Here is a 21,565-nt window from a genome sequence, read left to right as displayed (position 1 = left end):
GAGAAATATCAAATAGATAAAAAATCTGAAAAACGTCATTCTCACATGAGCTGGCGTTTTTTCTATGCCCACATTTCCGGTCAAATCATTGGAAAATTTCGACTGTTTCAGCTACAATGGAAGAAAAAAGATTGGAGTATCCTATGGTAACTTTTCTCGGAAATCCTGTGAGCTTTACAGGTAAACAACTACAAGTCGGCGACAAGGCGCTTGATTTTTCACTCACTACAACAGACCTTTCTAAAAAATCTCTGGCTGATTTTGATGGCAAGAAAAAAGTCTTGAGTGTCGTGCCTTCTATCGATACAGGTATCTGCTCAACTCAAACACGTCGTTTTAATGAAGAACTGGCTGGACTGGATAATACGGTTGTCTTGACTGTTTCCATGGACCTCCCTTTTGCCCAAAAACGTTGGTGCGGTGCTGAAGGTATTGAAAATGCCATCATGCTCTCAGACTATTTCGACCATTCCTTTGGACGTGATTATGCCCTCTTAATCAATGAGTGGCATCTATTGGCACGCGCAGTTTTTGTCCTCGATACTGACAATACAATTCGCTACGTTGAATACGTGGACAATATCAACTCTGAACCAAACTTCGAAGCCGCAATTGCAGCTGCTAAAGCCCTATAGAAAAAATCCTCTGTCACAAAGAGTTTTCTGCTCTTTGAAGCGGAGGATTTTTGTTTACAAGTAAATACAAGATCAATCAGCTAAAAACAACTACCTTATACTCTTCGAAAATCTCTTCAAACCATGTCAGCTTTATCTGCAACCTCAAAGCGGTGCTTTGAGCAACCTACGGCTTGCTTCCTAGTTTGCTCTTTGATTTTCATTGAGTATTACTCTACAGATTTCAAGGCTTCAAGCATATCAATCTTTCTCAGATGGCGATTGACAAAGAAACCAAGCAAGGTCAGAATGGTGCTTACTGCTGCCACTGGAATTACATAGACTTCCCAACCTACCTGCGGATAAAAGAGAATAGTCGCAGGCGAAATCATTTGAATCAAAAATTGGTGTAAATAGAAACCAGCTACCAGACCAAGTACGATTCCCACAAGGGACAGCACAATCGTCTCACGGTAAATGTAGAGAGTGACTTCTTTATTATGAAAACCGAGAACCTTGATAGTAGAGAGTTCACGGATTCTCTCAGCTACGTTGATGTTAGTCAGATTGTAGAGGATAACAATAGCCAACAGAACCGATACGATGACCAAGATGGTCATGGTCTGATTGAGTGAACTTGCGACCGAGTCAAAGAGTCGAATGGCTGAAGCATTTTGGACAACGCTGGACACCGCAGATTGATTCATAAGCAAGCCTGCCTGCCTTTCGATACTAGTAGCACTGGTATCCCTTAGCGAGACCAAATAAGTGTTGGCTTGGGGTAGCTGTCCGTAAAGTTGCTCATAGCTAGCCTGACTCATATAAATAAAGTGACCAACGTAGTTCTCAGTAATAGCAGCGACCTTTAGCCCCTTACCTTCAATTTCTAAAGTTTGTCCAAGCTTGACACCTGCCAACTGGGCGAGTTTAGCTGTGATGACAACTCCATCTTTTAATGTCAACTCTTGCTGATGGTCTTGCAGATGAATAAAGGGAGTCAAATCCTCCTTCTCTGTCATCATAAGCGTAATGGTTTGAAGACCAGCCTTACCTTTGAAATCCTTGTCTAGCGTTTTAGAATAGATTTTCTGATAGGCTTTGATGTCCTGCCCTTTCAACACTCCTTCTAGCTCTTTCTTGTCCTGATTGGTCGCACTAGGATTTTCAGAAACAATCATCTGATACTGTTGGATTTGTTGAAACTGTCTGGACGGAACTCCTGCCACAGAGGATTGGATTCCCAAACCTGCAAAGAGAAGGGCTACAGAACCTGCCACACCAAAGATCGTCATCAACATCCGCTGCTTATAACGGAAGATATTGCGGGCTGTTACCTTATGAGTAAAACTGAGACGGCGCCAGATAAAACCGATGCGCTCCAGTAAGATTTTAGCTCCTTTAACAGGAGGTTTAGGCAGTAAAAGCTGGGCTGCTTCGTCATGAAGTTCCCTCCGAGCTACCAAGTAGGCTGGTAACACACTCGCCAACCAACTTAAGACAAGAGCCAGTAAGCTATAGGTCCAATAGAACTGAATCTGGGTTTCTCCCACCACCATGCCTTTTGTAATGACACTTGAAATCACACTGGCTAGTAAATAATGGCCAAGTATACTACCTAGAGCTGTTCCGACAGTCCCAGCTACTAGGCCGTAGAGGAGAAACTTGGCGATAATATCCTTGCTACGATAACCCAAGGCCTTAAAAATCCCAGCATGTGTTCGCTCTTCATCCACAAAGCGAGTCATGGTCGTAAAGGTCACCATGGCTGCTACGGCATAAAGCACCACAGGAAAGATATTGCCCACTGCTCGAATACTGGATGAAGCATTGCTATACATGAGATAGCCCTGACCACCTGGCATGGTCTGACGATTATAGACCTGATACCTTGGCTCCACCAAATCATCCAAGACTTGCTGATGTTTTTCTAATTTTTCCTTTTCTTGGTCTAGATTTTGTTCAGCCTGCTTTAGCCTATCCTCTTCCTTGCTCAATTCCTGCTTGGCTTGGGTAAGTTGAGCACTGGCCTGCTCTCTCTGGGCTTGAGGAAGCAAGGCTAGTTGACTTTCTTGAGCCTGTATACGAGCTTGAGTAGCTGCTAAACGACGCTTGCCTTCCTGCAAATTAGTCTCAGCCTTGTCAAGGGTCTCTTGCCCCTTATCGAGAGACTCTTGCCCTTCTTTTTTCAACACTTGCAGACGTGCCTTGCCATTATCTGACAAAGCTTGTTCAAGGTCTTCCTGATGTTGCTTGGATTTCTCTTCATAAGCTTCTGAAAAAACATTTAAACCTGCCAAATCTTGATATTTCAAACGAGCTATATTGTAAACTTTCTGATCAAACTGACTAGGTAAAATCACTCCATAGGCTGTCAGAGTCCCACTTCCACTTGCTGCGTAGCCCATATCTCGCTGGGAGAGGATTTCAGCTGAATCCACAAAACCAGTAATGGTATATGTATGATTTTTTAAAGAGGAATGACCACCTTCTTTTTCTTTAAAGCTAATCTCCTGTCCCACACGATATTGACCTTGCAAATGACTTGCCAAGGCGATTTCCTTATCTGACTGCGGAAGTCGTCCCTTTCTTAGCTGAAAGGTTGAAATTCGATCTGGTTTGGAGTACAGCCGAATGGCATCCTGCCCATTATCCATAGTCACATCTGTCAAATAGCCAAACTCAACCTCTGCGCCCTGCGTCTGTTTTAGTTCTTCTTGATCTTCTTGATCCAAACCATAATTAGACATAACTGCCAAATCCAAGGTTTGAGCAGCTCTTAAATAAGCATTAGCTGTCGCCTCCATGTTGGGGCTAGTCACTTTGAGGCCTACTAGGGCTAAAGAACCCAACATCATCAAGGTCAAGATGGATAAAAAACGCCCCTTGGAGCCTGTGAAGGACTGAATTAAGTCCTTCCAATAGGTTTTTCGCTTGATCATGCTAGTACTCCAAACTATCGATATCCTGAGGATGCTGGTTGATCACCACATCCTTGACACTGGCATCGTGCATATGAATCACGCGATCAGCAATGGGCGCCAAAGCTCCATTGTGAGTCACGATAATCACCGTCGCTCCCTTTTGACGAGACATATCTTGGAGGATTTTCAAAACCTGCTTGCCCGTCTGATAATCCAAGGCACCTGTCGGTTCGTCACAAAGGAGAATTTTAGGATTTTTGGCTACCGCGCGTGCAATGGAGACTCGCTGTTGCTCCCCTCCAGAAAGCTGAGCTGGAAAGTTATTGAGACGATGAGCCAGACCTACATCTGTCAAGACCTGTTCAGGATCCAAGGCATCCGTCACGATTTCAGAAGCCAGTTCCACATTTTCCTTAGCAGTCAAATTGGAAACTAGGTTATAAAACTGAAAAACAAAACCGACATCATTGCGGCGGTAATTGGTTCGCTGGTGGGAACTATAGTCTGCAATATTGGCACCATCAATCCAGATTTCCCCCTCATCATTGGTATCCATTCCCCCTAGGAGATTGAGAACTGTTGACTTACCTGCACCAGATGCACCAAGGATAATAACCAATTCACCCTTCTCAATCTCAAAATTCACATCACGATTGGCCACAATCTCCGTGTCCCCAACCTGATAACGCTTGTAACAGTGTTTCATCTCAATATAAGCCATCAGACCCACCCTCTCTTAAACAAATTATACTCCTCGAAAATCTCTTCAAAACACTGTTTTGAGCAACCTGCGGTTAGCTTTCTAGTTTGCTCTTTGATTTTCATTGAGTATTACTTCCTATTACCATTATAACGCTTTTTCAACTAGTTGGAAACTGCTTACATTCTCAAATCCTTATTAAAAGGCAGTCTCAAACCACTGCCTTCTAACATCTTCTTAAAAATAAAATTGAACCAGATTGCCTTCTGCTGTTGCTACCGAAATACAATCTTTCTCTATGCATTTCGCTTTTATTGTTTCTTTATCCAATTTAATCACACTCTTCTCAATACCTGGATAAGAGACTCTCAATTCTCCTCCACTTCTTGATAAAATGGTCATCTGTAAGAGTTTTTTATCCTCCCACCTCATGCTCACTTCAAAATGTCCACGTGCCATTAAGCCTGAAACGGAACCTGTTGACCATGCATCAGGTAGGGCAGCTAGAGGTACCAGATAAGCTGTATGAGACTGGAGCAACATTTCTGCCATGCCACTAGTAGCACCAAAATTACCATCTATCTGAAAAGGAGGATGGCTACACCAAAGATTTGGCAAGGTGGATGACTTTAACTGCTCTGCTAATAATTTATGGGCTCGATTGCCATCTCCCAAACGCGCCCAGAGATTGATCTTATTAGCCTTGGACCAACCTGTGCCCCCATCTCCACGATCATTGAGACTAGCACGCGCGGCTTCAAGATACTCCTGCCCCTTATAGCTAAAGAGATTGCCAGGATAGAGTCCCACCAGATGGGAAGCATGCCGATGTTGGGCCTCCACTTTCTCATTTTGAAAATACTGCTCTTCCTCCTCATACCACTCCCTGATTCGACTAGATTGATTGATTTGAAGAGGATTAAGCAAGTCAAACTTCTGCTTGACCTCAGTCAACAAAGCCCCATCCAGTCCCAATTCTTGAGCAGCCTGAATAAAATCATGAAATAACTGCCAAATCAGAGATTGGTCATAGGTATTGCCAATCGAAATCGGCCCATGTTCTGGCGAATAAGACGGAGAAGACACCCAACGCTGCGCCTGCTGATCCTTATGTAAAAAGGCATTCCAAAAACGAACCGTTTCCCTCAACATGGGATAAATTTTCTCCCTGAGATAGTCTTGGTCCCTATAAAATGAATAGGCTTCATAAACAGTTTGCATCATCCACGCATTGGCAGCTGGTGACCAACCCCAATAGTAATCCCAACCAGGTGCCGTCCAGCCAAAAGGAGTCGCTTGAGTATGAACCAACCAACCATTCTCCTCTCCTTCCCGAGAGACGATTCCTGCATACCTTGCAGCCGCTATGCGACCATAGACACGCAAAACATCGATATAGTTGATAACCGGAAAGGCCGTCTCTAGGAGATTGGTAACATAGGCTGGCCAATAATTCATCTGCAGGTTGATATTCAGGTGATAGTCCGAATTCCAAGGAGGATTATCGACCGCATTCCAGACTCCCTGTAGGTTAGCTGGTAGAGCATCCGGACAGTCTCTAGAAGAACTAATCAATAAATACCGTCCATACTGGAAGAACAACTCCTCCAAAGCCTGCCCCTCTTGTGGCTTATAATTTTTTAACAAATCATCTGTAGTGGATGTGTCTACATCAGCTCCCAAATCCAATTGAACACGCTGGAATAATGCTTGGTAGTCCTCAATATGCCTTGATTTCAATTGGGCATAGCCCTTTTCTTTAGCTGTGTCCACCAAGTCTATCACCTGTTGCTCTAAATCTAGTTTCTTGCGATAATTACTAGCAGGATTTTGGGCAAAATCTGTCTTAGCCGCCAAGAAGAGATTGGCATAACTGGCTCCTGATATCTGAATCTTATCTGACCAGACTCTAATGTCTCCATCCGTTTCCCAAGCTAAACAGCTAGCAAACCGCAGGTCATTGTCCTTAACCCTCCCCTTCATCAAAATATGAGAATCAGTAATATCCAACTTGCATTCCTTGTAATCAGATTTTTCCTGTTCATACTTTCCATCAGAAGCCAAATCACGGGTCAAGGATAGTTCTATAGTAAAATCTAGAGTTTCCAACCCTTCCTGAGTAAAGCGCTGAACCAAGAGATCATCTGGAAAACTGGCAAAGGCTTCACGTTCAAATTTCGTTCCCTTATAGACATAAGAAGTCGTCGCAAGTGCCTTACTAATATTCAGCTGTCTCTGATAGTTCGTCACCTGAGACAAAGTCGTACCTTGCTGGCTGAACTCAATGAAAATATCCCCAAAGGACAGATAGGTCCCATATTGACTCGTTTTGGGCCCGACCAGGTGCTGTTCAGCCAGTTCCTTAGCCCGATTGTAATCTCTCTTTTCCAAAGCCTGCCGAATCTCAGCTAAAAAGTTATGCTGTTCTTGAAGATTTCCACCCTGATAATCTGAACTATCAGGAAGTGGACATCCAGACCAGAGACTTTTTTCATTGAATTGAATCCGCTCAGCCCCTATAAGCCCAAATACTTTTGCCCCTAAAGAACCATTTCCTATCGGTAAGGCCTCTTCTTCCCAGCCCTTATATGTTGTTGACGCTGGTTGCTTGTAGGCCAGTACATAATCTTGTTTTTTATTCCTTATCATACTACCATACTAACATAAAAAGCCTAGAAATCAATTCTAGACTTACAATTTTTTATTTTCCAAGGTAGTATTCAGAAACTACGTTCAATTTTTCGTCAAATTCGAATACCAATGGTGGGAAGTTAGGGATTTCCACGTCCATGATTTCGTCATCTGACAAACCTTTGATATGTTTTACAAGGGCACGGATTGAGTTACCGTGAGCTCCTACGAATACGTTTTTACCATCTTTAAGAGCTGGAGCGATTTTATCTTCCCAGAATGGAAGGGCACGTTCCAAAGTCACTTTCAAGTTTTCAGCATCTGGGATAACTGAGTCGTCAAGTGAAGCGTAACGACGGTCAGTGTGAGCTGAGTGCTCATCATCACGGTCCATGTTTGGAGGCAATACATCGTATGAACGACGCCAGATGTGAACTTGCTCATCACCAAATTGTTCAGCAGCTTCAGCTTTGTTTTTACCAGTCAAACCACCGTAGTGACGTTCGTTCAAGCGCCATGATTTTTCAACTGGAACCCACAATTGGTCAGAAGCTTCAAGAGCCAAGTTAGTTGTTTTGATCGCACGTTTCAATACTGAAGTGTAAGCTTGGTCAAATTCGATACCAGCTTCTTTGATCAATTTACCAGCGTCAATCGCTTGTTGTGTACCTTTTTCAGACAAATCAACATCAGCCCAACCAGTGAAAAGGTTAGCTTTGTTCCATTCAGACTCACCGTGGCGAGCAAAAACCAATTTTACCATTAGATGGATTCTCCTTTAAATTTTCCGAGGTTTCCCCTCGTTTATCTATTCTATTTTACACAATTTTTCACAAAAAAGCTAGTCAAAACCAAAAAGGAAAGAGTTTCACACATGAAGAAACGAAACCTATCTTCATGTGCTACCCTAATTAGTAAATTTATTTTCCTCATCAAAAATTGAACTTCTAAAATCATCAGTTTTATCTAGATAAGCTTTGAAAATAGCTTTTTTAAGTTTGTAAACTTTACTACTTTCTTTTGGATATAATATTGAAGCATAATTAGTAGCATCCGCCTGAACCGCTTCTTTAATTATATTTCTTAACTTAGCAATACTATCAATAGTTATCGTCTCTTGACGTCCCCAATTATTAGGATTTATAAAGCTAATATTTGTTAAGTTATTAAATTTATTTTCTCGTTCTTTATACATAGCTTTTTTAAAATCAGCCCAAGATGAATACTGGTTATTAAATATCTTATTAAGCACTAATTTATCAGTTACCAATCCTACTTCTTTACCGTATGAATTAATTTTACTTCCATTAGCTTTCACTTCATTTTCATATTGGTTAGAAATATATGGTACCATACCTTCTTTATATCCTTTTGCAGCTAATAGTTCAAATGCCATACGACGAGCCATTAAATCACCCGGAGTCCCTTTATCACTACTTAAGGCAGAATATATTGGCGAGAAAAGATTGATTGTGTAGTATCCATTTCGTTTATACTCACCTTCATCAATATACCCTCTTCTTGTGATTATATCGTTTTCTATTAAACTATTGAAAGAGGTTAACTTATTAAGCTCATCAGGTTTTAATCTACGGACTACATTCGTTGCATAAACATCATTTCCATCAGGATCAGGTTTATACTCATTCTCTATTTTCCTTAATAGCTCACCTTTCTCATTGGCACCTAAGTTAACTACTGCTTCTCCTTCTAATTTTTCAAGTGTATAAACTAAATCGAATAAGTTATGCATATATTTACGCAAGTCTTCTGCATTATTAAATCGTTGAGTTGGATTTTTCACTTGTAGTCTATTAGCATTTTCCGCTTCATCATATTTCAATACAGAGTTTATCGTGATTGTTGCATCATCTGGATGATCGGGAGCTTGTAATAATCCTTTTGCATAAAACTCTGGTCCAAGCCCATTTCTTCTTCCATATCCTCCAAGATAAATTTCTCTATCTGAGTTATGTGTCATTTCATGAGTATATGTTACTGCGCCAGCCTTATCAAGCATACGATAAGCCATATAGTAGAACGCATCTCCCGTAGCATATGCTCCGTGTCCATTATGAACAACATTATTCCCCGCAGGACCGAAGAAATGTTTTATTGCTGGATGATCAGTTTCAAAATCTGCTTGACTAGTATTTTTATCTTTATCATTACCAAATCTGAAAGAATCATATACCAAAATACTTCTAAACAATTTGTCTTTATTTTTCGTATCTAGTATTTTGTACCAATAATCATAATGATCTCTAAAGCGTTTAGCCGCTTCTTTTGCATTATCTTCTACAAATTTATTTAATTTTTCTCCCTTAGGATATTCTGAACTTCTATATCTGTCATAGGCTCCAAATCCTATAGTTGAAATATTCGCTATCATAAACACTGATTTTTCAGGTAGTGTTAATAACGGTAACACCATACTTTGATATTTCCAAGAAGGGCTAGTTAATCTATCATATACTCCAATAGAATACTTCGTCCCTTCCTTAGATTGTTTTTCGCTTACTTCAGGAATTGTAGATTTTTCTTCTACTATATAAGCTTTAGATTGTTCTTTAAACCATTCGTTATTTGTTTTATTCGGCACTAAAACTTTTCTATATTTTTCCAATGCCTCAAATAAACTCTTAGTTCCATAATTTTTTGATAATAATACATTATAAGTAATTACATTATTTTTAGCTAATAAATTGTTAAATCCTGATTTACCTAGCTCAATAACATTATCTAATGCAGAACTATTAGATTTACCAAAGAAATCTAAATGATATAATACTAAATCTTTTGCACTTGCATTATCATATTTAAAATTATACCAACGTTCAAGATATGTTAAACCTAAAAGCAACGCCTCTTTATTATTCTTAATTTTTTCTACTACATAATTATCTATTATCGAATTATTATTTACAGCTATTGCCGCATCTGCAGAAAGAAGTTTTGATAAAGTATCTTCAATATTTGCTTTTGTTTTATCGAACTGTTCATCTAGATATAATTCTGTTAATTTTATATCATTAGAAATATCTAATACTTTTCTAACATCAGCTGAATTATATTGAACAGATTTCAGATCATTTAAAACAGATTTTACAATATTATTGTAATTATGTAATAACGTATTAGGTGTGTATATTAATTTTGTATTAGTTATTTCGTATTCTGCTACTTTAGAGAAATCTTGTAGATATTTTATATCTAATGTTTGAGAAGTATTATCTGAATAATGTAGTAACAACTTATTAATACTAGCTTTATGTTTATTAATATCAGAAATTACTTCTTTGTCATGCATTGAAACTACAGACACAAGATCCTTAGTATATAAAGCATTATTAGTATCCACTAAATTACCATACTTAACAATAGTCTCTCTGTTATAAAATGGCAGTAATTTTTCTATATTTTTATATACCCTTAACCTAGAAACATCAACATCTTTTAATTTACTATAATCCGTTCCATATTTAGAAGAGAAATTAAAGTCCTCAGTTTTAATATTATTTTTAGGAACAAGTTGAGCTTTTTTCACATTAATCTCATCCGCTTCTAGCACAGTTCCTCTTTGCTCTTCAGAATCTTTACTAAGTACTTCGTCATCTACTTGAACTACTTTTACCACCTTATTATTTTTATTACTATAAGTGTTAGTTGCTTTTATACCATTAAAATCATAACCAGCAATAGCATTACCGTTAGTAACATTGACATCGCTTAATACATCAGATAGTCGACCTGAATTTTCAACTTCACCTGAATTATCCCAAAGATTACCTACAACTCCTCCTACTTTACCAAAAGGCTTCACATTGTTAAGATTTCCTTCAACGTAACTATTACTAATTCTAGCACTTCTATCAACAACCCCAGCTATACCACCAACTGTTTGGTCCCCTTGATTAGCGTTTGTCGCCATATCGATAGATGAAATTGAGTTTTCTATTAAAGCACCAACACCTGAAAGTTTGCCAACTAAACCACCTATTTGATAAGTAGCATTTGTATTATAAGTATTTGTTATTCTACCTGTAAAACTACTATTAGAAATTGTAGAGTCAGTTACTTTTGAAACCAAACCACCAATGCTACGCTCACCAGCAATTACACCTGATGAATGAACATTTGTAATTGTAGTACCATTATTCGCCTCTTTCGCTATTGTAGCAGCATCTTCTTTCAAAGAAACATTAGCTTCTTTTATTGAAAGATCTTGAATAGCAGCATGATTTAAAACTTTAAATAACGGTTTTTTCAAGTTATATATAGCATAGTTCTTATCATTGTTTGTACCTATTAATGTACCACTAAATTCTTGATTTATATAACTTTCTTGACCATCCGAAAGTTCTACTTCACGAGCATCCATAGTTGCTCCTAAACGAAACGTACCATGTAAATTTCTATTCATTGCTTCTACTAGATTTTTAAATGATGTATAAACTTCGTTTTCACTATTAATAGTTTTTGGTAAATAATAAGTATAATTTTCTACAGTACTATCATTTTCATGTTGAATTAAATCATTTGCTCGACCAACAATTTTATATACTTCTTGATTATCTCTTCTGACACTTGTAATACTTGAGACAGGTAACATCACATCTTTAAACTTCTCTGATTTTACTTTCATAAAGTAGTTACTAGGATTATTTGGAACCGTATCAAATGAGGTTACATGTCGATATTTATTATTTTCTACTGTAAATAATTCCACATTTGAAATATTCCTAAGCTCTAGTTTCTTGTCGACTTGTTTTTCTTCTGCTTTTGGTGCTGATTCTTCTTTTCCTGTAGATGTTCCTTCTGTTGACGCTGTTGGGTCTGATCCTACTTGTACAGCTGGTTCATCACCCTGTGGTTTTTCTGAATCTGAATTAGATGATTCTGAGTTTTCGTTCACAGTCGAAGCTTCAGTATTTTGTGAATTTGTTTCTTCTTTATTGCCTTCTGTTACTGAAGGTGATGACTCTGAATTACCTGAATCATTTGTAGCATCTACAGATGGAATAGTTGAAGTTTCTGACGTTGGTTCGGATTTATTTTCTTCTCCAGCTGGTTGTGTAGCTGGTAACCCACCTTCAGAGACAGTTTCTGAAGCCGGCTGTTCTTCTGTAACTGTTGTATCCCCTGCAGATGAATCTTCTTCTTTCGACTCTGATTCTGATGGTACTTCTGAAGCTGGGGTTGCCGCCTCTGGCTCTTCCGCTTTTGGTGCTGTTGCTGTTTCCGTAGTTGCAAGTTCTTCAGCTTCCGATGTTGAATCTGTTTCTTCTTCTACAGCTGGCTGCGTAGCTGTTGACTCCCCTTCAGAAGCAGTTGATGAAGATTCAGTTGAAGAAACTGAATCCTCCGCTTTACCTTCTTCTCCTGATTCTTTTGGTGCTGGGGTTGCTTCTGCTATTATTCCTGGTTCTTCAGCTTCTTCCGTTGCTTCGGCTTTACCTTCTTCTCCTGCTGGTGTTGATTCCACAGTTGCAGATGTTCCTGGTTCTGCTGACTCTTCTGCTTTTGCTTCTTTTTCTGTTGCTTCTGGTGTTGTTACCGCTTCTTCTTTAGACTCAGCTGACGGTGTATTTGTTGCGCTATCTTGTTTTCCTGTCTCCTCAACAGAGGTTTCTTCTGCATTGCCTACTTCACTTGAAGTTGTAGCCTCTGTAGCTGCTTCTGTTGAAGCTGGGGTTTCTGGTTTTGATGGTGCTGGAGTTTCTTCTGCTGGTTGGCTTTGTTCTCCTGAAGTTGTAGCCTCTACCACTGGTGCTTCTGAAACTTCTGCTTTTGGTGTTGTTCCTGAAGCTTCTTCTGTTGAACCTAGAGTCGCTTCTGAACTTCCTTCCGCTGCTGGTGCACCTGTTGTAGCTACTTCTGAACCTGTTCCTGCTTCTTCAGTTTCTTTTACTTCATTTCCTGCTGTTGTTCCTGCTTCTTTTGGAGCTGGTTTCGCTGCCTCGGACTCTGTTACTTTTGGTTCCGGTGCTTCTGTTGCACCTGGTTGTTCTTCTTTATTTTCTGGAGTTGTAGGTGCTTCTGTTTTTGGTTCAGCCAATTCTGCTGACTCTGTTCCTGTTTCTCCTTCTGAAACTGTTCCTTCAGGTGTATCTTCTTTTGGAGTTGTAGGTGCTTCTGTTCCTGATTCTTCAGTTTCTTTTCCTGTTACTCCTGGAGTTACTTCTGAAGCCCCTTCTGTTCTTCCTGAAGCTCCATTTGCCACTAATTCTGTTGAATCTGGTGCTGATTCTGCTGTTCCTGTAAATGTTCCTTCAGGTGTTGATTCTGCTTCTTTAGGCTCAGCTGGTTTTTCTACCTCTGGCGCTGATTCTGTTGGTGCTGGAGACACTGGTTTTTCTGCTTTTGGCGTTGTTACAGTTGGCTCTTCTGCTTTTGGTGCTACTGGAGCTTCTGTTTCTTCTTTAACTTCTGGGCTTGTCTCTGCTGGTGCTTCTGAAGCAGGTTCTTCACCCGATTCTTCCGCTCTTTCCACTACTGGTGCTGATACAGGCTGATAAACTAGGCTATAGTTCACAGTCATTTTTTCAACTTTCTCAGTGACATCTGTTAATTCAAAGGTAACAGCTTTTGTTTCCTGATCTTTCTTGAGCAAGACTTCGTAAGTGCGAACTTCGCCACTTGCACCACTTTCTTTGATGACAATCTTGTGTTTTGTGACTGTATCTGAAACCGTTTCAGCTTCAGTAAAGTACAATTCATTGTGTGGTAAGAATAAATTCTTACCTGAAGCTTGATTCATTTCTTGGAGTACATCTACCGGGATATTGCTTGCTTCGCTGATAACACTTAATGTATCTCCCCACTTAATGACATACTTAAATAAATCACCTTCTTTTTGAAGGTCAGCTTTCACTTCCTCAACTGTTCTGGCTACCCAGACACCATCTTGTTCACTGGCTGACACAGTTGGAGCTAAAAAGCCCAGACCTAGCAAAATGACACCTGTCGCAACAATTGCACCTGTTCTCAATTTTCTAAAGCCACGGAGGGACAAGCTTCCTCTAACATTTGTTTGTCTCATAATGTTTATTTTTCCTCACTAGTTTAAGAAATCGCAAGAAAAACAATCTTGCGATTTTAGCATACTTACTTTCTCCTAGTATTAGCAAAACCAATTCTCATTAAACTTTAGCATCTCACAAGAGAGATTATAAACTTGGAATAACTGATTTTTATATACTAGACGCATAGAGACTTTTCAACCTTACTTCTCTTCAAATCCTTCTGAGACTGCGTCCGCAAAGTTTTCTTCTACGATGCTTGCACAGTGATCACAGATAACTGCGTGGTAGCTACGTTCTGCTGTTGTTGGGTCGATGCGACGGCAGCGGTCACATACTTCACCTGCAGCGCGTTCAACTGTAAAGGCGACATCTTCGAAGCTAACGGCAGCTTCTGGAGCTGGTCCTTCTGCGATGGTCAAGTCTGACACGATCAAGAGTTGAGCCACATTGCTGTTTACTGCTTCAAGTAGAGTTTTCACAACTTCGTTTGGATAAACTATCAAGTGTGCTTCAAGTGATTTACCGATAACTTTTGCATTACGCGCTTCTTCCAAGGCTTTTTGAGCTTGTCCACGGAAGTCCATGAAGGCAGCCCATGTATCCAAGATTTCCTCTTGATTAGCAAAAGTTTGAGCTTCTGGTAATTCTGACAATTGAACAAAATCTTCAGCTTCAAACTCAAGATATGACCAGATTTCTTCCGCAGTGTGAGGAAGGATTGGTGTCAAGAGTTTGGTAATTTTGACAAGAATGTCATAGAAGACAGTCTGCATTTGACGGCGTTCCAATGATTTGGCACCTTCGATGTAAACAACATCTTTGGCAAAATCAAGGTAGAAGGCTGACAAGTCAACGTTGATAAAGTTCACCAATGCCTTATAGATTGTCAAGAATTCAAAGTTTGCATAAGCATCACGAATGGTCTTGACAAGCTGGTTAAAGCGAATCGTCATGTACTTATCAACTGAACGAAGTTCATCGTAAGCGACTGCATCTTGAGCTGGATTAAAGTCAGATGTATTGGCAATCAAGAAACGAAGAGTGTTACGGATCTTGCGGTAAGTTTCAGAAACTTGGCTCAAGATATCCATAGAGATACGCACGTCGTTGCTTGAGTCTACGCTTGTTACCCAGAGACGCAAGATTTCTGCACCAAATTGTTTTTCAACATCGCTTGGAGCAATGGTATTTCCAAGAGATTTAGACATCTTCTCACCTTTACCGTCAAGAGCAAAACCTTGTGACAAGATTTGCTTGTAAGGTGCTACGCCATGGTTGGCAACAGATGTGATGAGTGAAGAGTTGAACCAACCACGGTACTGGTCAGAACCTTCTAGGTAAAGGTCTGCAGGGTAAGTCAACTCAGGACGGTTTACTACCACTCCATTCCATGATGAACCTGAGTCAAACCAAACGTCCATGATATCTGTTTCTTTTTTGAACTCTCCATTTGGTGAACCTGGATGAGTAAATCCTTCTGGCAAGAGGTCCTTAGCATCACGTTCCCACCAAATGCTTGAACCATGTTCCTCAAAGAGTTGAGCCACGTGTTCAATAGTTTCAGCAGTCATGATCGCTGTACCATCTTCAGCGTAGAAAATTGGAAGCGGAACACCCCAAGCACGTTGACGAGAGATGACCCAGTCACCACGGTCACGAATCATATTGTAAAGACGGACTTTACCCCATTCTGAGTGGAATTTCACTTTTTCAATTTCATCCAAGATTTCTTGGCGGAATTTAGAAACTGAGGCAAACCATTGTGGTACTGCACGCCAGATGATTGGTTTCTTAGTACGCCAGTCAAATGGGTATGAGTGAGAGATTTCTTCTTGGGCAAGAAGGAGGTTACCAAGTTTCTCGATAACAGTTGGAACTACCTTTTCATAGAATTGACCTTCAAACTCAGGACCAGCATTCTTCATCATGATACCACGTTCGTCAACAGTCACTGCGACTTCAAGACCATTAGCAATACCAACATTGTAGTCGTCCTCACCAAAACCAGGGGCTGTATGGACAATACCTGTACCAGAGTCAGTTGTAACGTGGTCACCAAGGATCACCAATTCATCTACAGCTGTATCCCATGGGTGTTCTGTTACGATGTGGTTGAGTTCTTGACCACGGTAAGTTGCCAAGACTTGAACATCAACCCAGCCAAATTTTTCAGACAAGCTAGTCAATAATTCTGCAGCAACCACAAACTTACGAGCTTCACCAGCAGGTTGAACCAAAACGTAATCAATATCTGCACCAACAGTCAAACCACGAGAAGCTGTGATGGTAAATGGAGTTGTTGTCCAGACTACGATATAAGTATCTGTATCTAGGATACCTTTTCCGTCCTTAACCTTGTTGGCATAGTAAAGAGAAGTTGAAACCAAGTCATGGTATTCAATCTCGGCTTCGGCAAGGGCAGACTCAGATGACCATGACCAGTAAACTGGTTTTGCACCACGGTAGATATAGCCTTTATTAGCCATCTCACCAAAGACACGGATTTGGGCTGCTTCATAGTCAGGAGTCAAAGTCACATATGGATTTTCCCAGTCACCAGAAACACCCAAACGTTTAAAGTCTTCACGTTGTTTATCTACTTGAGAAAGAGCGTATTCACGACAAAGTTTCAAGTACTCAACCAAGTCCATTTCTTTACGTTTGACACCTTGTTTTGCCAAAACTTGCTCGATTGGCAGACCATGAGTATCCCAACCTGGGATAAATGGTGCGTAAAAACCTGACATTGATTTTGAACGAACAATGATATCTTTTGAAATCTTGTTCATAGCGTGTCCAACGTGAATATTTCCGTTCGCGTATGGAGGGCCATCATGCAAGGTGAAATGAGGTTTTCCTTGGTTCAATTCTTGACGACGTTGATAAAGTTTTGCATCTTCCCATTCCTTTTGCCAAACTGGCTCTTTGGTCGGAAGGCCTGCACGCATTGGGAAAGCTGTTTTCCCAAGATTAAGGGTATCTTTGAGTTTCATGGTATCTCCTTTATAAATAATAACAAATTAAAAACCACGACTGCCAAAAAGGACGAAAATCGTGGTACCACCTTTATTCGGAAAAAGATCTAGTCTTTCTCCCTCTTATCCCGTAACGTGGGGAACGTCAAATCTTACTCCATTCAGACTTGAGTTTTTGAGAGGATAATCTTATCGTTAGGGAATGCAGGACTCACACCATCTCCTGCTCGCTGGAAATATAAGGATAAGATATTGTTCTCAGAATATTTCTTATAAAATTGTAACGGATTCTTGCGGTGCTTCAAATCCTGGTGCTGAATCAAACGTTTCTGTAGCTGGTGTTGGAGCCGAAGGATGTACTGGAGCTACTTCTGGTTCTTCGTACATTGGACCAACTGGATGAGCAGGCTCTTCTTCCATTTGAGGACTCACTACAGGAGTTGGATTTTCCACTCCCTGTTTAGCCTGAGCTTCAAATTCAGCCAATTCTTTATTGGCTGCCTCAATACGAGCCTGTAACTCTGCCATTTCTGCTTGAGAGAACTGACGTGTCATATCAATTGGTTCTTCTTCAATTGGAGCTGGAATCGGTTCTCCAAGCACTTCGCTAACCACTTCTTTAAAGGCTTCATCACTGGTTTGAAGATAAGTAGCTGTTGGACGGAGAATATCTTCCCAATCTGAAGATTCAACAATAGCTAACTGGCTCTCAATTGTAGATTTAAGACGTTGGTGGAAGACACGACTCTTGTTCTTCAATTCTTCGGTTTCAACAGCAACTTTCTTAGCATTATCAGTTGCTTGACGAAGAATCTCGTTTGCCTTATATTTAGCTTCTTCCAACAAGCGTTGCGCATCCTGCTCTGCTTGATGAATGATATTGTTTGAACGTTCATGCGCCGCCTGTTTCACTCGCTCAGCTGTATCTTGGGCAATCAATACAGACTGGCTCAATGAATCTTTCATTTCGTCAAAGTAAGACAAACGCTCTTCTAAACTCTTAATACGCAAATCTTTATCATGATTCGCACGAACAAGATCTTCGTAATCACGAACCACAATATCTAAAAATTCATCGACTTCTTCTGGATCAAAACCTCTGAATCGAGTTCCAAAGGTTTTGTCCTTTATTTCTAATGATGTAATTGGCATTCTATTCCTCACTTACTTAATAATAACTGGACGGTTATTTTTTTCTTCTCTTTTTTTGTTTGTCCCTTATCTTGAAGCAATCTCAAGCGCCCAAATTTTCTTACACTAATCAAGTCTCCAACTTGAACAATATAATCTGATTTGTCTACCACATGATAATTTACTTGGACAAGTTTCTTTTCAATCAACTGGTTTGCTTGATTCCTAGATAGTTTTAAAACATTTGATAAAAGAACATCTAATCGGAAACTAGACACAGATAAATCCAGCTCTCGGTACTGCTCTAGCTTATCTATTTTCTCGGTGAAAGGACGTTCCTCCAGCGAAACGGGTATACGGCCAATTTTCTTTAATCCATCTTGAAAGAGAAGAAGAAATTGCTGATTGACCATAATCTGCGCCCGTTCTTCATCTACTAGGATATCTCCAAAAAGTTTCCGTTCAATCCCTAATTGATTGATGACTGTCCCTAAAATCTTAGCATGCGTTAAGTGTTCAAATTTATTGGAATACACTATTTCCTGGAGAGATATTTCAAAATCTGAAAACTCTGGTTGGAAATAATCTGGGTATAATAAAACTCGAACATACTCACTCGAGACGAACTCCCCACTACTGCTACAAGCAAGACCATAAGTTTTGGCCAAAATCTTTAATAGCTTCTCCTGATGAGGATTGATAAAAGGAGTTAAAAAAGGAGCATAGCTATCTTCTACCTTCTTTATCCATTCCATTCCCTTGTCAAGAAATGGACGATCTTCTATGGAGAAATGCTGGTAAATCCCTTTATTCATCCTATCATCGCCAGAAAACGGACTAGGTTTTCTCCTAAAAATCGAATCAAAACAATCGCAACCCAAACAGATAAATCAAGACCCGCTATCTGTAAAGGCAGGCGTTGCAAGGGAGCAAGCACTGGTTTTACCAACGCTACAATCCAACGACCTAAACTTGATTCGTAGGCGCCTGGAAACCAAGACATGACAGCAAAGGCCACCAAAATCAGGGAGTAAATATCTACTGCATTATAAATCATACGAATTAAAAAAATCATTATCGTACTCTATTTCGCTTCATATCAAAGCCAAACTCACCATTTTGTTCTTCATCTGGTAAACGAATATCTTCTACATTCACAATAACATTCACTGGTGTTAACAGATACATAGTAGATGCTACCTTTTTCAAATTTCCAGCTAAAACATGACAAGCTCCATCCAAATAGTCCAAACAACGACGAGCCTGCACTTCAGTCATATATTGAAAATCAATCAAGATACTTTCGTTTCCTGCCAATAAATCAACAATTTCTGTTGCATCCTCATATTTTCTAGGATAACGAACATCTATAATGACCTTATCCGTTGCACGCTGACTCTGATTTGCCAATTCCTGTTGTCTTGCATGAAGTCTGGTGATATTGCTATCTTTTGCACCAGCAGACTGTGAAGGTTGATGCATTGGGAGAGCCGGTTCCTGTGAAGAATTTACTGGAGTTAACACAGGCTCATCTCTTTTTTCATAAGGGAGACTTGAATCCTCATCCTCCGTAAAATAATCTATAAATCTATCGAATCTATCTTTTAAAGACATGGTTCTCTCCTACTTAAAAAATGATGTACCTATACGAACAAAGGTGGAACCGAATTGAATCGCTTCTTTATAATCACGACTCATTCCCATACTTAACTCGGTCATAGGCATATTTGGAATTTGTTTTTCTTGAATTTCTTTTTGTAAATCTTGGGTCGCATTGAAAATCTCTTTCAACTGCTCACTGCTAGCCTCAAAAGGTGCCATCGTCATTAAACCAACATATTCAATCTTATCTAGTCTGGCTAACTCTGGCAAGATTTCCAGCAGTTCCTCTCTCGAAAAACCGTGTTTGCTTTCTTCTTTAGAAATATTTACTTGAAGAAAACACTTGATGACTCGGTCACTTCTTTTTTGAATTTCCTCTGCTAGCTTGACTGAATCCAAGGCATGGAAATAATCAACGTATTGAATGACATCTTTCACCTTACGTCTTTGCAAGGTACCAATCAAATGCCAAGTCACATCTCGATCTTTTAAAGCTTCATATTTTTCCAGAAACTTATCGACACGATTTTCACCGATATGATGAACACCTAGCGGAAGCAAGGCTTCCGCTGTCGGTACATCTACATACTTGGTAACTGCAATGACAGAGACTGAGCCACTCTCGCGATGAGCATTCAGACTCGCCTCTGCGACTTCTCGAAAAACAAGTTCTGTATTTTCTTTTACATTCATTTACTTAACGATTTTTGAAAAATGGAGGTGTATCCAATTCATCTTCATCTTGTGATGTTGGGGCTTCAAAGCGTTCAACTGGAGAAACGACTGAATCTGTTGTACGAACAATCGATTCACGGCGAAGATCCCAATCACCAAAAGCAGATGCTTGAGTTGGTTCCAAACGACGTGGATTTTGTTTTGGCAATTCAGCTGTTTCTGCCATATCAAAATGACGATCAAAGCCATGTGAATGAGCTGGTTTCACTGTCTCACGGTAGTTAGTAGTAGGTCTAGCTTGTGGAGCAACAACCTTCTCTACGCGGTCTTGACGAACACCTGTTGCGACAACTGTTACACGAATTTCATCACGCATACTTTCATCAATTGAAGTACCGAGCCAGATGTTCACTCCTTGACCTGCTGCTTGGTTCACAATTTGTGAAGCCTCTTCTGCTTCAATCAAGGTTAAATCAAGACCACCAGTAACGTTGACAATCACATCTTCTGCTCCATCAATTGTTGTTTCAAGAAGTGGAGAGTAAATTGCCTTACGCGCTGCTTCAACAACACGTTCTTCTCCACTACCGATACCAATACCCATAAGAGCATTCCCTTTGTTTGCCATCACCGTTTTCACATCGGCAAAGTCAAGGTTAATCAATCCTGGATTAGTAATCAAATCAGTAATCCCTTGAACACCTTGACGAAGAACGTTATCCGCTTCGCTAAGAGCCTCCAAGAGCGGTGTTTTCTTATCAACAATTTCAAGTAAGTTGTTGTTCGAAATAATCAATAGAGTATCTACATGCTCACGAAGTTGATTGATTCCTTCTACAGCAAATTGTCCACGCTTGCTTCCTTCAAAACCGAAAGGACGTGTCACAACACCAACTGTAAGAGCACCTAAATCTTTGGCGATACGAGCAATAACAGGAGCAGCTCCAGTTCCAGAGCCTCCTCCCATACCAGCAGTGATGAAGACCATATCTGCACCACTGATAGCTTCCGTCAGTGTTTCTTCGCTTTCTTCAGCAGCTTTACGACCAACCTCAGGTTGACCTCCTGCACCCAAACCACGAGTCAATTTAGGTCCCAACTGAATTACAGTCTCAGCTTTTGTACTACTCAATGCTTGTACATCTGTGTTTGCTGCGATAAATTCTACGCCTGTAACACCTTCGTCGACCATACGGTTGATGGCATTGCCACCACCTCCACCGACACCAATTACTTTAATCACTGCACCTTGAGCAGCAGCTGTATCAAATGAAAATGTCATAATTTATTT

Annotated in this window: 13 protein-coding genes; 1 reads left to right on the top strand and 12 read right to left on the bottom strand. The window is 40.1% G+C overall.

Going from position 1 to position 21,565, the window contains the following annotated elements; translation table 11 throughout:
• The first annotated feature begins 143 nt into the window (after window positions 1-143).
• Window positions 144-635, top strand: coding sequence for a thiol peroxidase (gene tpx / locus SP4011_RS03210; protein ID WP_000256026.1), 492 nt, complete (start codon window positions 144-146; stop codon window positions 633-635).
• Window positions 636-844: 209 nt separating this feature from the next.
• On the opposite strand, the gene SP4011_RS03205 is transcribed toward tpx, so the two are convergent.
• The 12 genes from SP4011_RS03205 to ftsZ all read right to left on the bottom strand — a co-directional run bounded on the left by SP4011_RS03205 (window position 845) and on the right by ftsZ (window position 21,556).
• Window positions 845-3,553, bottom strand: a complete 2,709-nt coding sequence (locus SP4011_RS03205; RefSeq protein ID WP_338619830.1) for an FtsX-like permease family protein — start codon at window positions 3,551-3,553, stop codon at window positions 845-847.
• Between the two features lies 1 nt (window position 3,554).
• Window positions 3,555-4,256 carry an ABC transporter ATP-binding protein gene (locus SP4011_RS03200; RefSeq protein WP_049494632.1) on the bottom strand — a complete coding sequence of 234 codons (702 nt, stop codon included), beginning with the start codon at window positions 4,254-4,256 and terminating at the stop codon, window positions 3,555-3,557.
• Window positions 4,257-4,472: 216 nt separating this feature from the next.
• On the bottom strand, window positions 4,473-6,884 hold the full coding sequence (locus tag SP4011_RS03195; RefSeq protein WP_173252836.1) for a glycosyl hydrolase family 95 catalytic domain-containing protein: 2,412 nt from the start codon (window positions 6,882-6,884) through the stop codon (window positions 4,473-4,475).
• A gap of 52 nt (window positions 6,885-6,936) precedes the next feature.
• Entirely contained in the window at window positions 6,937-7,629 is a 693-nt protein-coding gene (locus tag SP4011_RS03190) for a phosphoglycerate mutase (protein ID WP_000240129.1), read from the bottom strand.
• 144 nt (window positions 7,630-7,773) lie between these two features.
• A complete protein-coding gene (locus tag SP4011_RS03185; protein WP_225904802.1) occupies window positions 7,774-13,908 on the bottom strand; it encodes a ZmpA/ZmpB/ZmpC family metallo-endopeptidase in 6,135 nt (2,044 codons plus the stop codon).
• Between the two features lie 183 nt (window positions 13,909-14,091).
• Window positions 14,092-16,884: an isoleucine--tRNA ligase gene (gene ileS, locus SP4011_RS03180; RefSeq protein ID WP_173253160.1), complete on the bottom strand. Its 2,793-nt coding sequence runs from the start codon at window positions 16,882-16,884 to the stop codon at window positions 14,092-14,094.
• Between the two features lie 252 nt (window positions 16,885-17,136).
• Window positions 17,137-18,018, bottom strand: a complete 882-nt coding sequence (locus SP4011_RS03175; protein WP_001123176.1) for a DivIVA domain-containing protein — start codon at window positions 18,016-18,018, stop codon at window positions 17,137-17,139.
• An 8-nt stretch (window positions 18,019-18,026) separates the two neighbouring features.
• Entirely contained in the window at window positions 18,027-18,812 is a 786-nt protein-coding gene (locus tag SP4011_RS03170; protein WP_050207847.1) for an RNA-binding protein, read from the bottom strand.
• The gene (locus tag SP4011_RS03165; protein WP_000576512.1) at window positions 18,809-19,072 is read right to left on the bottom strand and encodes a YggT family protein; all 264 of its coding nucleotides are present in this window, start codon (window positions 19,070-19,072) and stop codon (window positions 18,809-18,811) included. The genes SP4011_RS03170 and SP4011_RS03165 overlap by 4 nt, the downstream gene beginning before the upstream one ends.
• Window positions 19,072-19,611 (bottom strand): cell division protein SepF, encoded by a 540-nt coding sequence (locus SP4011_RS03160; RefSeq protein ID WP_172931413.1) that lies wholly within the window; start codon window positions 19,609-19,611, stop codon window positions 19,072-19,074. Before SP4011_RS03160 ends, SP4011_RS03165 begins: the two co-directional genes overlap by 1 nt.
• Window positions 19,612-19,620: 9 nt before the next feature.
• Window positions 19,621-20,292 carry a YggS family pyridoxal phosphate-dependent enzyme gene (locus tag SP4011_RS03155; protein ID WP_173220115.1) on the bottom strand — a complete coding sequence of 224 codons (672 nt, stop codon included), beginning with the start codon at window positions 20,290-20,292 and terminating at the stop codon, window positions 19,621-19,623.
• Between the two features lie 4 nt (window positions 20,293-20,296).
• Window positions 20,297-21,556 carry a cell division protein FtsZ gene (ftsZ, locus tag SP4011_RS03150; protein WP_000144272.1) on the bottom strand — a complete coding sequence of 420 codons (1,260 nt, stop codon included), beginning with the start codon at window positions 21,554-21,556 and terminating at the stop codon, window positions 20,297-20,299.
• Between the last annotated feature and the right edge of the window lie 9 nt (window positions 21,557-21,565).

The sequence above is a fragment of the Streptococcus parapneumoniae genome (genome assembly GCF_037076355.1).
In the GTDB taxonomy this organism is placed as follows: domain Bacteria; phylum Bacillota; class Bacilli; order Lactobacillales; family Streptococcaceae; genus Streptococcus; species Streptococcus parapneumoniae.
This window is presented reverse-complemented; position numbering and strand designations above follow the sequence as displayed.